The 12,500-nt window shown below is 30.5% G+C and carries 13 protein-coding genes and 1 pseudogene; 7 read left to right on the top strand and 7 right to left on the bottom strand.

What is annotated here, in order from left to right:
- Positions 1-62: 62 nt before the first annotated feature.
- The 7 genes from AJ932_RS03140 to AJ932_RS03110 are packed head-to-tail and all read right to left on the bottom strand — an operon-like array spanning position 63 to position 6,103.
- Positions 63-611 carry a hypothetical protein gene (locus tag AJ932_RS03140; protein ID WP_002855032.1) on the bottom strand — a complete coding sequence of 183 codons (549 nt, stop codon included), beginning with the start codon at positions 609-611 and terminating at the stop codon, positions 63-65.
- The gene (locus AJ932_RS03135) at positions 604-1,710 is read right to left on the bottom strand and encodes a hypothetical protein (RefSeq protein ID WP_074468912.1); all 1,107 of its coding nucleotides are present in this window, start codon (positions 1,708-1,710) and stop codon (positions 604-606) included. The genes AJ932_RS03140 and AJ932_RS03135 overlap by 8 nt, the downstream gene beginning before the upstream one ends.
- Positions 1,697-2,572 carry a GTPase Era gene (era, locus tag AJ932_RS03130; RefSeq protein WP_070278454.1) on the bottom strand — a complete coding sequence of 292 codons (876 nt, stop codon included), beginning with the start codon at positions 2,570-2,572 and terminating at the stop codon, positions 1,697-1,699. The genes AJ932_RS03135 and era overlap by 14 nt, the downstream gene beginning before the upstream one ends.
- Positions 2,569-3,888, bottom strand: a complete 1,320-nt coding sequence (gene hslU, locus AJ932_RS03125) for an ATP-dependent protease ATPase subunit HslU (RefSeq protein WP_002852226.1) — start codon at positions 3,886-3,888, stop codon at positions 2,569-2,571. The genes era and hslU overlap by 4 nt, the downstream gene beginning before the upstream one ends.
- On the bottom strand, positions 3,885-4,427 hold the full coding sequence (hslV, locus tag AJ932_RS03120; RefSeq protein ID WP_002776411.1) for an ATP-dependent protease subunit HslV: 543 nt from the start codon (positions 4,425-4,427) through the stop codon (positions 3,885-3,887). Before hslV ends, hslU begins: the two co-directional genes overlap by 4 nt.
- Positions 4,427-4,870: a 50S ribosomal protein L9 gene (gene rplI, locus AJ932_RS03115; protein WP_070210743.1), complete on the bottom strand. Its 444-nt coding sequence runs from the start codon at positions 4,868-4,870 to the stop codon at positions 4,427-4,429. The genes hslV and rplI overlap by 1 nt, the downstream gene beginning before the upstream one ends.
- Before the next feature lie 12 nt (positions 4,871-4,882).
- The gene (locus tag AJ932_RS03110; RefSeq protein ID WP_070278452.1) at positions 4,883-6,103 is read right to left on the bottom strand and encodes an argininosuccinate synthase; all 1,221 of its coding nucleotides are present in this window, start codon (positions 6,101-6,103) and stop codon (positions 4,883-4,885) included.
- Positions 6,104-6,257: 154 nt separating this feature from the next.
- On the opposite strand from AJ932_RS03110, the gene AJ932_RS03105 reads away from it, so the two are divergent.
- From AJ932_RS03105 to kdpA, 7 genes and pseudogenes are all read left to right on the top strand, one after another.
- Positions 6,258-6,503, top strand: a complete 246-nt coding sequence (locus AJ932_RS03105) for an RNA-binding S4 domain-containing protein (protein WP_070210754.1) — start codon at positions 6,258-6,260, stop codon at positions 6,501-6,503.
- Positions 6,500-6,907 carry a tRNA (adenosine(37)-N6)-threonylcarbamoyltransferase complex ATPase subunit type 1 TsaE gene (gene tsaE / locus AJ932_RS03100; protein WP_044778954.1) on the top strand — a complete coding sequence of 136 codons (408 nt, stop codon included), beginning with the start codon at positions 6,500-6,502 and terminating at the stop codon, positions 6,905-6,907. The genes AJ932_RS03105 and tsaE overlap by 4 nt, the downstream gene beginning before the upstream one ends.
- The gene (gene lptB / locus AJ932_RS03095; RefSeq protein ID WP_002855252.1) at positions 6,900-7,628 is read left to right on the top strand and encodes an LPS export ABC transporter ATP-binding protein; all 729 of its coding nucleotides are present in this window, start codon (positions 6,900-6,902) and stop codon (positions 7,626-7,628) included. Before tsaE ends, lptB begins: the two co-directional genes overlap by 8 nt.
- The gene (locus AJ932_RS03090; RefSeq protein WP_044778953.1) at positions 7,628-8,878 is read left to right on the top strand and encodes an RNA polymerase factor sigma-54; all 1,251 of its coding nucleotides are present in this window, start codon (positions 7,628-7,630) and stop codon (positions 8,876-8,878) included. Before lptB ends, AJ932_RS03090 begins: the two co-directional genes overlap by 1 nt.
- A gap of 165 nt (positions 8,879-9,043) precedes the next feature.
- The gene (locus AJ932_RS03085; protein WP_004305519.1) at positions 9,044-10,468 is read left to right on the top strand and encodes an anaerobic C4-dicarboxylate transporter; all 1,425 of its coding nucleotides are present in this window, start codon (positions 9,044-9,046) and stop codon (positions 10,466-10,468) included.
- Positions 10,469-10,609: 141 nt separating this feature from the next.
- Positions 10,610-10,797, top strand: a pseudogene (gene kdpF, locus AJ932_RS10045) (K(+)-transporting ATPase subunit F).
- A gap of 9 nt (positions 10,798-10,806) precedes the next feature.
- Positions 10,807-12,498 carry a potassium-transporting ATPase subunit KdpA gene (gene kdpA, locus AJ932_RS03080; protein ID WP_070210739.1) on the top strand — a complete coding sequence of 564 codons (1,692 nt, stop codon included), beginning with the start codon at positions 10,807-10,809 and terminating at the stop codon, positions 12,496-12,498.
- The last annotated feature ends 2 nt before the right edge of the window (positions 12,499-12,500 follow it).

Genomic DNA, 12,500 nt, shown 5'->3' with positions numbered 1-12,500 from the left:
ATTACAATATTTTTAAATATTTTTTTTATAATAATATTTAAAAATATAACATTTTAATATTATTATAAATTAACAAATTTAAACATTAAATCAAGCTTTAATTTTAAACCCTGTGTATTGTATAGTTTTATTTTATCAATTTTTAAAGCTATAGGAAGATTTTCTAAATTTTGTATAAAATTGAGCAAGTCTTTAAAGTTGCCATTTAAACTTAGAGAAACATAATTATAGTGGATAAAATTTTTGTTTTCTTGGGAAAATTTTATTTCATTAATGGTTAAATTTTTGGATAAATTATTGATTTTTTTATTGAAAAAATCTTTATCATAAGAAAATAAATGCAATTTTTCTTTATAGTATTTTAATTTTTCTTCCTCTGTTTTTATCTGTTTTGTTAGCTTTGTTTCTATTTCTTTAAGATGTGAATTTTCTATTTTTGCTTCATTTAATGCAAGGTAATTATGTTCTACTAATGTTTTTTGAAAAATATCTTCCAAAAAGTGATCGTGAATTTTAAAAGCTAAAAACAAAGCACAAAGACAGATAAAAGAAATAAAAAGAAATTTTTCCCTAGGATTTAAATTCTGCAAAAATACTTCTATTTTATTCATGTATGACTTCTAATATGATATTCAATGTTTCTTCATTTTTATCAAGAATTTTAAAAGCAGAATTTAGATTTTCTAATGCTCTTTTAAAGTGGTTTTCATCGATAAAAGAAAGAATGATTTTTGTTTGTTTAAATTCAAGATTTGTGATTTTAAGTTCATTGGAGTTAAGCCATGATATGATTTGATTTAGAATGATTGCTTTATTTTTGTCTAAATTGATTTCTTTTGTTATGGTGGATAAAATATGAAATTGTTGTTGTGTAGATGATATTTTATTAGAAAGAGTAAAGTTTAAATCTTGTATGTTTGTTAATAATTTTTGCTTATCTTGTTTTAGTTTAGAAATTTCTTCTTGTATGATAAAATTTTTATTTTGAATTTCCTTATTTTGTTTGTATTCTATAAAATCTTTAAATAATAAAATCATCATACTAAGACTAAAGCTAAAAATAAATATTAATATAATTTTAAAAGAAATAGATATTTTTATTTTATTATGCTTGATAAAATTACAATTTTGATCTAGATTTTTTATACTATATGAACTTAATTTCAATAAACTATTTTTATCAAGAATATCATTTAGATTTAAACATTTTATTTGAGATGAGAAGTAATGTTTGATTGTATCCAAATCCTGATAAAGTAGCAATTTGCTTTCATAGTGTTTTAAAAGTTCTATAAATCGATTTTGTTTAAAAAATAAATCCATATTACTTGGGTTGAAATTTTCGATTTTTTTAAGATTGATAAATTTTCCCTCTTGGTAAAAATATAAATATAAAGTTTGATCATATAAATTTAAAACACAATAATCACTTTCCTCAATAAATCTTTCATCAAACAAAGCTTGAAAAATTAAAGGCTCAGGAAAGCAAAAACGACTTTTTTTCAATTTGTAAACAGGCGCTAAAAAACAATGATAAATTTCATTATGTTTAAAAAAAGCTATTTGGTAGTCAAAGGGTTTGCTTAGCTTAAAATCTGCAGTTAAATTGTTAAAAAGTTCATCTTCTTTGGATATTCCTGTTCTTTGAGCATAAAGCAAATCTGTAGATTTTATAAAATTTATTTTATTTAATGAATTAATTTTCATCATTTAAAAGTTTTTTTAAAAATTCTTCATCTTTTTGCCAGTTTTTTTTCACTGTTACGAAAAGCTTTAAAAGTACTTTTTTTTGTGCAAGTTTTGAAATTTTAAAGCGTGCATCTTTGCCTATTCTTTTTAAAGTTGCCCCTTCTTTTCCTATAAGCATACCCTTGTGAGAGTTTGTATCTGTGATGATATTGGCTTCTAGGATTAAAAGATTAGGCGTGTCTTTGGTGCGATTGATAAGCACTTCGCTACTATAGGGAAGCTCATCGCTTAAATTTTTATAAATACTTTCAAGTATGAAATCTCTATAAAGTTCTTTTTCGCTACTCGCACTTAAAAATTCAGGATCATAAAAATATTCATGTTCGTCAAGATATTTTACTATCTCATCTAACAAGCCTTTTTTATAGCTTTTTTTCTTAGAAGAATAAGGAATGATAGCTTTAAAATGTTGGCTAAATTTTGCATATTCGCTAAGTTTTTTTAAAAGTGTAGCATTGTCGGTTAAATCTACTTTATTTAAAGCGATGATATGTGGTACTTGTGGGTTTAGACTAAGAAAATTTTCATAGTCTTTTGTACTATCAAAAACACTCGCCACAAATAAAATCACATCACAATCCCCTATAGATTTAATAGCACTTTGGACAAGCAGTTGATTAAGCGTAGCACCGCTTTCGTGAAGTCCTGGGGTATCGATGAAAATGATTTGATTTTTTTCATGCATCACTATGGCTTTGATTTTACGTCTTGTGGCGTTTTGTTTGTGAGAAACTAGGGCGATTTTTTCTTCTAATAAGGAATTGATTAAAGTACTTTTTCCTGCATTAGTACGCCCTATGATACTAACAAAGCCACTTTTCACAAAATATACCTTGCAAGATCTTTATTTTCTATGATATCTCCGAGTTTTTCTTCTACCATTTTTTTATCCACTACGAATTTTTTACCTGCATACTCATCAGCTTCAAAGCTTAAATCTTCAAGTAATTTTTCTATCACAGTATGCAAGCGTCTAGCACCTATATCTTGCATTTCTTCATTGGCTCTTGAAGCTATTTTTGCTATTTCTTTAATGGCTTCATCATCAAATTCAAGTTCTAAATTTTCAGTTTTTAAAAGCTGAGAGTATTGTTTTAAAAGTGAATTTTTAGGGCGTGTTAAAATTTCATAAAGAGCTTTGTCATCAAGACTATCTAATTCCACTCTTAAAGGAAAGCGTCCCTGAAGTTCAGGGATAAGATCACTTGGTTTGCTAAGATGAAAAGCCCCTGCAGCGATAAAAAGAATATGATCGGTTTTTAAAGTACCTATTTTTGTTTGTACATTTGATCCCTCGACTATAGGAAGTAAGTCTCTTTGCACCCCTTCTTTACTTGGATCTTGGCGGTTTGAATTCCCGCTTGAAACAGCGATTTTATCGATTTCATCAATAAAAATAATACCTTCATTTTCCGCTCTTTTTAAGGCTTCGCTTTTGATACTTTCTTGATCTAGGATTTTTTCTCCTGCTTCGTTTTTTAAAGCATTTTTAGCGTCTTTGATTTTCATTTCTTTTTTGACTTTTTTACTGCCAACGCCTATAACCTTAACTATATCTTGCATTGCACCCATTTCAGGAGGTAGGTTAGGATTGGTATCAAACATATTTTGTGAAATTTCTATCTCTATGGTGCTTTCATCAAGATCGCCATTTCTTAGTTTAGTTCTCATTTTTTCAAGACTGTTTTTATATTCTTCTTGTTTTTCATCGCTGATACCCTTTGGTAAAGGTGGTAAAAGTTTTTCTAAAATTTTATTTTCTATAAATTCATCGATTTTATCTTTGTTTTTTTCTCTTTGCTCATTTTTTACCAAATTTAAAGCTGCATTGGCAAGATCTCTTACCATGCTTTCCACATCACGACCTACAAAACCTACTTCAGTATATTTACTCGCTTCGATTTTGATGAAAGGAAAGCCCATCATTTTAGCTAAACGCCTAGCGATTTCTGTTTTTCCCACACCTGTAGAACCTATCATTAAGATATTTTTAGGCACGATATCATCTTGCAACTCAGGGCTAAGTTGCATTCTGCGGTAGCGATTTCTTAAAGCTATAGCTATGATTTTTTTAGCTTTTTTTTGTCCTATAACATAATCATCTAAAAATTTAACAATTTCTTTTGGAGTTAGATTCATTTCTCATCCTCGATTACATAAGTTTTGATATTGGTATTAGTATAAATGCAAATTTCACCTGCGATTTGAAGGCTTGATTTTACAAGTTCTTCTTCATCTAAATTGGCATGTTTTGCTAAGGCTCTAGCAGCTGAAAGTGCATAGTTTCCACCACTTCCTATAGCTGCGATTTGCCCATCTTCAGGTTCGACCACATCGCCTGTACCAGAAAGTAGAAAAATGTGATTTCTATCAAGTACAAGCATCATGGCTTCAAGTTTTCTTAGGTATTTGTCTTTTCTCCATTCTTTAGAAAAGTCAATCGCTGCTTTTAAAAGATCGCCTTTAGAACTTTGAAGGAGATTTTCAAACATATCAAAAAGATTAAAAGCATCAGCTGTTGATCCTGCAAAACCTGCTAAAACTTTTCCATTATTAAGTTTTCTAATCTTTACAGCATTGCCTTTTAGCACCGTATTTCCAAAGCTTACTTGTCCATCTCCGCCGATTACGGATTTATTTTTACCTTTGTAAGCTAAAATCGTTGTTGCGTGAAACATTATTCTGCCTTTATATTTATGTTAAATTTAGCATGGATTGCGTGTCCAAGTTTTACGCTTACTTCGTGGATTCCTAAGCTTTTTAAGGTGTCGCATTCTAAGCTTTTTTTATCGATTTCTATATGGCTTTGTTCTTTTAGGGCGTGAGCGATTTCATCTTTGGTTACGCCACCAAACAAACTTCCATTTGCACCTACGGGTTTTGAAATTTCAAGAGTGATTTTGCCAAGTTCTTCTTTGAGTTTTTCTAAATTTGCGATTTCAAAGCGTAAATTTTCAGCCTCTTTTTTCTTGTCGCTTTCGTATTTTCTTAAAACTTCATTAGTAGCTGCTTTAGCAAAGCCTTTAGCGATTAAGAAATTTTGTCCGTAGCCGTCTTTTACTTCTTTTACTTCTCCTGCTTTTCCAAGTGCTTTTACATCTTTGATTAATAATACTTTCATTTTATTCCTTTATTAAAATTTTCTTCCATTTTTTCCTGCAATGATAAAACGCAAAGCATTAAGCTTAATAAAGCCTGCTGCGTCTTTTTGATTATACACTTCATCTTCTTCAAAAGTACAATAAGCTGCGTTAAACAAGCTATCATTTGCACTTTCGCGTCCTATAACCATCACATTGCCTTTATAAAGCTCGAGTTTTACTCTACCATTGGCATGAATTTGAGACTCATCGATTAAGGCTTGAAGCATCATTCTTTCAGGCGAGAACCAATAGCCATTATAAATTAAACTTGCGTATTTTGGCATGAGTTCATCTTTTAAGTGTGCTGCTTCTTTATCAAGCGTGATGCTTTCAAGAGCTCTGTGTGCTTTTAAAAGTATAGTACCGCCTGGAGTTTCGTAACAACCACGACTTTTCATTCCTATATAGCGATTTTCTACTATATCAAGGCGTCCTATACCATGTTTGCAGCCTAGTTCGTTAAGTTTGGTTAAAAGTCCTGCAGGACTTAGTTTTTCTCCATTTATCGCTACTAAATCTCCTTTTTGGAAATCAAGTTCTATAATTTCACTTTCATTTGGAGCGTCTTTTGGGCTTTTACTCCATCTCCACATATCTTCTTGGGGTGCGTGTGCAGGATCTTCTAAAACAAGTCCTTCATAAGAAATATGAAGTAAATTTGCGTCCATAGAATAAGGAGATTTTCCTTTTTTCTTAGAAATATCAATACCGTGTTTTTGTGCATAAGCAAGGAGTTTTTCGCGACTGTTTAAATCCCACTCACGCCATGGAGCGATGATTTTTAAATCGGGATTAAAAGCAAGATAACTAAGTTCAAAACGCACTTGATCATTTCCTTTGCCTGTGGCACCATGACTTACCGCATCAGCACCTGTTTGCAGGGCAATTTGTGCTTGAGTTTTTGCTATAAGTGGTCTTGCTATACTTGTTCCTAAAAGATATTCTCCTTCATAAATCGCATTGGCTCTAAACATAGGAAATACATAATCTTTAACAAATTCATCTCTTAAATCTTTAATGAAAATATTTTCTTCTTTTATACCTAAAGAAAGGGCTTTTTTTCTTGCAGGTTCGAGTTCTTCGCCTTGACCAATATCTGCTGTAAAAGTTACAACTTCACAATTATACTCATCTTGAAGCCATTTTAAAATGATGCTCGTATCAAGCCCCCCAGAATACGCTAAAACTACTTTTTTTACTTCATTTTTCATAAGATATCCTTTGCTAAAATAGATTTGAAAATTGTAAAATTGTATCCAAATTTCATTAAAGAAAAGTTTTTACTTGCTATTTTCTTAAAAAATAAAGCAAAGGCGTAAGCAAATTTTGTTCCAAAAATTGATTTTTTTTGCTAAAATTGCTTTTATGAGAGTAGATAAATTTTTAAATGTAGTTAATATCACGAAAAGAAGAGCTATTTCTGAAGATATGTGTAAAAGTGGCATAGTGGGGATTAATGGCGTTATTGTTAAAGCGAGTAAAGAGATTAAGGTGGGTGATATTATCACTTTACATTTTATTGAATACACTCAAAAATATAAAGTCCTAGCTATACCTAGCACGAAAAGCATTCCTAAAAATGCACAAAATGAATATGTGGTAAAATTATGAAAGAATTTATTTTAGCAAAAGATGAGATCAAAACGATGCTTCAAATAATGCCTAAAGAAGGTGTTGTTTTGCTTCAAGGAGATTTGGCTAGCGGAAAAACAAGCTTGGTGCAAGCTTGGGTTAAATTTCTTGGTCTTGATGCAAGGGTAGATTCTCCAACTTTTTCCACTATGCAAAAATATGAAAATCATGATATTTGCATTTATCATTATGATATTTATCAAGAAGGTTTAGAAGGACTTTTAGCGAATGGTTTATTTGAAAATTTTTTTGAAAAAGGTTTACATTTGGTTGAATGGGGCGGTGAAAATTTGAAAAAAACTTTAATGAAATTTGGAATTTCTACTATCCAGATTAAAATTAGCATTAAAGATAATAAAAGAAAGTATGAAATTTATGAGTAAATTAGAAATTGTAAATTTAGAAAAAATTATTAAAAAAACTAAGATTATACATGGAATTTCTTTAGAGGTTAATAGCGGAGAAGTTGTAGGACTTTTAGGGCCAAATGGCGCAGGAAAAACAACAACTTTTTATATGATATGTGGACTTATTTCTCCAAGTAGTGGAAAAGTTCTTTTAGATGGTTTGGATGTAACAAAAGATCCTTTAAACAAAAGAGCTAGATCAGGGATAGGTTATCTACCTCAAGAAAGTAGTATTTTTAAGGATTTAAGTGTAGAAGATAACCTGCTTTTAGCGGCTCAGATTTTTTATAAAGATAAAAAAATTTTACATGATAAAGTTGAGCAAATGCTTGAACTTTTAAGTATAGAACCTATTCGTTTAAGGAAAGGTTTAAGTTTAAGTGGAGGTGAAAGAAGGCGTTGCGAGATCGCTAGAAGCTTGATGTGCGAACCTAAGTTTTTGCTTCTTGATGAGCCTTTTGCAGGTGTTGATCCTATAGCAGTGGCTGAAATTCAAACTTTAATTAAAGAGCTTAAAAGATTAGGGATTGGGGTTTTAATTACTGATCATAATGTGCGTGAGACTTTGGCTATTTGTGATAGAGCTTATGTTATAAGATCAGGTTCTTTACTTGCTAGTGGGAATGCTGATGAAATTGCAACCAATAAAGACGTGAAAAAGTATTATTTAGGAGCGGAGTTTAAACTCCTTGATTGATGTTAAAGCAAAAAATCACTCAAGCACCCAAGACTAAAATTTCTCAAACTTTACGCTCTTGGTTGCCGATTTTACAAGCAAACATAGAGGATTTAAAAGAAAATTTAGATAAATTTGCTGAGGATAATCCTTTCTTAAATGTTCAAGATTCGATACAAACTCATGATAAGGGTAAGAATTATTTTGATTCATTTTATAAACATAATGTAAATTCGGCTTTTGTGGATAGTAAAGGACTTGCCAAAAAAAGTGTTTATGAGCTTTTAAAAGAACAGATTCTTCCTCCTTTGTTTCCTACAAACAAATCTCAAGAACTTGCAAAAAAAATTATAGAATGCTTAAATGAGGAAGGATATTTTGAATACGATGAAGAATTTTTAAAAGAGTATTCCTTAGAAGAAATTGAGCGAGTAAGAACAAGATTTAAATTTTTAGATCCTGTAGGAGTGGGAGCTAAAGATTATAAAGAAGCATTTTTATTTGCTCTTGAAAATATGGAATTAGATGAAGATATTGATGAATTTTGTAGAATGTTGATTATGGATTTTGAAAATATACAAAACTATACCAAAGAGCCTTTATATAAAGAAGCATTAGCTGTACTTAAGCGTTTTAGCACTCCTCCTTTTTTGGAATATTTTGAAGATTCTCGTATAATTGTTCCTGATATTTTTGTTTATAAAGAAAATGGTGAAATTAAAGTAAAAATCAATGATGATTATTATCCTGAAATTTCAATCCAAACTGATGGTTTAGAGCATGATTTTTTAAGTCATTACATCAAAGAAGCAAAAAATTTAGTCGATGCTCTAGCGATGAGAAAAGCTACTCTTTATAAAATAGGGCTTATGATAGTAGAATATCAATATGATTTTTTCATGGGAAAAGAGATAAAACCTATGACTTTTAAGGATTTAGCACTTGATTTAGAACGTAATGCTTCGACTATATCAAGAGCTGTGGCAAATAAATATTTAAGTTGTGAAAGAGGACTTATTCCCTTGCGTGATTTTTTTGCTTTTGCTCTTGATGAAGAGGGAGAGACTTCAAATGTAGGTGTTAAAGAATTTGTGGCAAATTTAGTAAAGAATGAAGATCGCAATAAACCTTTAAGCGATAGTAAAATTTTAGAATTAATCAAAGAAGAATTTAAGGTCGATATCGGACGAAGAACTATTACAAAATATCGCAAACATCTTAATATAGCAAGCTCTACAGATAGAAAAAAAATATATGAACTTGAAGGATAAAATTCTATACAATCTGTCAAACCCATTACGCTTGTGTTTTATATTTAAATTTAATTTAAATAATTTAAAAAATTGTTATTTTTATTTTTATAAATATTATTCTTTAATTTAAAAATGTGATACAATAATAACTGTTTTTAAATATCAATTTTCAAAGGAGTTAAAATGGATTTTTTAACAAGCCTTACCGAGGGAGGGCAATTTGCAGTCCAAATCATTATCGTTTTAATTTGTCTTTTTTACGGTGCAAAAAAAGGCGGTATAGCGCTTGGTTTGCTTGGTGGTATAGGTATTTTAATGCTTGTATTTGCTTTTCATATAAAGCCTGGAAAACCAGCCATAGATGTTATGCTTACAATTTTAGCGGTGGTGGTTGCGAGTGCAACTTTGCAAGCGAGTGGTGGTTTAGATGTTATGCTTCAAATAGCAGAAAGAATTTTAAGACGCAATCCTAAGTTTTTAACAATACTAGCACCTTTTGTAACCTGCTTTTTGACTATACTTTGTGGAACAGGACATGTGGTTTATACTATTATGCCTATTATTTATGATATAGCGATTAAAAACGGTATTCGTCCTGAGCGTCCAATGGCAGCAGCTTCTATATCATCACAAATGGGTATTATTGCATCTCCTGTATCTGTGGCTGTTGTGAGTTTGACTGCTTTGCTTTTAAATGCTAATCATAAATTAGCAGGTTTTGATGGTTATATTAATCTTCTTCAAATTACCATACCTAGTACATTATTTGGTGTGTTGTGTATAGGAATTTTTTCTTGGTTTAGAGGAAAAGATTTGGATAAAGATGAAGTATTTCAAGAAAAACTTAAAGATCCTGAATTTAAAAAATATGTTTATGGGGATTCTAAAACACTTTTAGGTGTTAAACTTCCAAAAAGCAATTGGGTTGCAATGTGGATTTTCTTAGGAGCTATTGCTTTAGTGGCTTTATTGGGTGTATTTGATTTTTTGCGTCCAAACTGGGGACAAGTTGTAAAAAATGGCATTCCTCAAGTAGATGCTTTAGGTAACCCTAAAATGGATGTTTTATCCATGGTTTCAGTTATTCAGATGTTTATGCTTTTAGCAGGTTCTTTGATTATCATCTTTACTAAAACAGATGCAAAGAAAATCGGCTCTAATGAAATTTTTAAATCAGGTATGATAGCGCTTGTTGCGGTTTTTGGAATTTCTTGGATGGCTGATACTATGTTTGCAGTTCACACTCCTATGATGAAAGCAGCACTTGGAGATATAGTAAAAGAGCATCCTTGGACTTATGCTGTAATGCTTCTTTTAATTTCAAAATTTGTAAACTCTCAAGCAGCAGCTATTTCGGCTTTTGTTCCTTTGGCTTTAGGAATTGGTGTTGAACCTGGTGTAATTGTTGCCTTTGCGGCTGCTTGTTATGGGTATTATATTTTACCAACCTATCCAAGCGATTTAGCTACTATACAATTTGATAGATCAGGTACTACTCACATTGGTAAATTTGTTATCAATCATAGTTTTATTTTACCAGGTCTTATAGGTGTAATCACTTCTTGTATAGCAGGATATTTTATTGCTATGGCAGCGGGTTATCTTTAACAATTTTTAGCAGGATTTTTCCTGCTAAATTTTTCATTTGTCTTTTTATTTAATATAGATAAAAATTATAAATAAATCATAAAATTAGTATTAATCAAAATATAAGCTTAACAAGGATAGAATAAATCCTATTTTGAATCGATGAGAAAGGGCTATCCTATGGATGTTATCTTTGCTTTGCTTCTGTTTTTAGCTTTTGGTAGTTTATGGTTTTTTATCCGTTTTTGTGAAATTCAAACTAGGACACGCGGATGATATTTTTACTAGTTTTAAGCTTAATACTTGCTCTTTATTTATTTTATGCTCTATTATATCCTGAAAAATTTTAAAGGAAAAATATGCTAGAAATTTTAATAACACTGATTATAGCTTTTATATTAGCTTTAATTTTTGGAAATTATCTTTATAAAATTGCAAGCTGTAAAAAAACTATTTTTGATTTTATTTTTAATCCAATTGATAACTTAATTTATAAAATTTGTGCAATTGATAGAAAAAATATGACTTGGCAAAAATATTCTTTGCATTTAATTGCTTTTAATGCCTTAGTGGCTATTTTTTCTTTCGTAATTTTTTATTTACAAGATAAACTTTTTTTAAATCCCAATTCGATAAATTCTATGAAAGGGGATTTGAATTTAAATACTGTAATTAGTTTTATTACAAATACAAACCTTCAGCATTATAGTGGAGAGAGTGCTTTAAGTTTGCTTTCGCAAAATACAGGCATTTTACTTGCTATGTTTGTTTCAAGTGCAAGTGGATATTCTGCTTGTATGGCTTTTTGTCGTGCTTTATGTGGCATGCAAATGGGAAATTTTTATGAAGATTTTACGCGTATTATTACGCGTTTGATGTTGCCTTTAAGTTTTATTTTGGCTGTAATTTTTATCTCTGAAGGCGTAGTGCAAAACTATCACGCAAATTTTAGCGTGCTTACTTTAGAAAATAAATTTCAAAGTATTGCCACAGGTCCTGTTGCAGCTCTTGAGTCTATAAAACATTTAGGGACAAATGGGGGTGGTTTTTTTGGTGCTAATTCAAGTATGCCTTTTGAAAATCCTACTTCACTTACAAATTTTTTACAAATTTTATCCATGATGCTTATTCCTAGCGCCTGTGTTGTAGCTTTTGGATTGATGGTTTATCATAGAAAAGAAAGACAAGGTTTTGCTCTTATGGGAAAAGAAGGGGGAGTTATTTTTGGTGCAATGGGGATTATTTTTATCATTTCTTTGCTTTTAATTTATTTTAGCGAAAAAATGTCAAATCCAAATTTGGATTCTTTGGGTTTAAATGCAAATTTGGGAAATTTAGAAGGTAAAGAAATAAGATTTGGCACAGATGGTTCGAGTTTATTTAGTGCTGTAACTACTGCTTTTACTACAGGAAGCGTCAATAATATGCACGATAGTTTAAATCCTTTAAGCATCAGTGCTACTTTGTTAAATATGATGTTAAATGTAGCTTTTGGTGGCGAAGGAGTAGGGCTTATGAATATGATTATTTATGTGCTTTTAACCGTGTTTATTTGTGCATTAATGATAGGCAGAACTCCAGAATTCTTGGGTAAAAAAATAGAAAGCGCACAAATGAAGCTTATAGCTTTGGTAATTCTTATCCATCCTTTATTAATCCTTGTTTTAAGTGCATTAGCTGTTGTTTTTGCAAAAGATAGTATAAGCAATCCTAGCTTTCATGGCTTGGCTCAAATTTTGTATGAATTTAGTTCTTCGGCAGCAAATAATGGTTCAGGACTTGAAGGTTTAAAAGATGATAATTTATTTTGGAATTTAAGTACAGCTTTTGCTATGTTTTGTGGGCGTTATTTGGTTTTAATAGCTCAGCTTGCTATAGCTGGATCGCTTTTGGCTAAAAATACACAAGAAAATACTGCAAATTCTTTAAAAACGGATAATTTAACTTTTATGTTTGTGCTTGTTTGTATTATATATATTTTTGCTGCACTTACTTTTTTTCCGGTGCTTACTTTATCAAGCATTGCAGAATATTTATCTTTATGGCATTAAGG

Source organism: Campylobacter sp. BCW_6873 (assembly GCF_001762365.1).
In the GTDB taxonomy this organism is placed as follows: domain Bacteria; phylum Campylobacterota; class Campylobacteria; order Campylobacterales; family Campylobacteraceae; genus Campylobacter_D; species Campylobacter_D jejuni.
The sequence above is the reverse complement of the archived record's forward strand: the minus strand, read 5'-3'. Positions and strand labels throughout refer to the sequence as shown.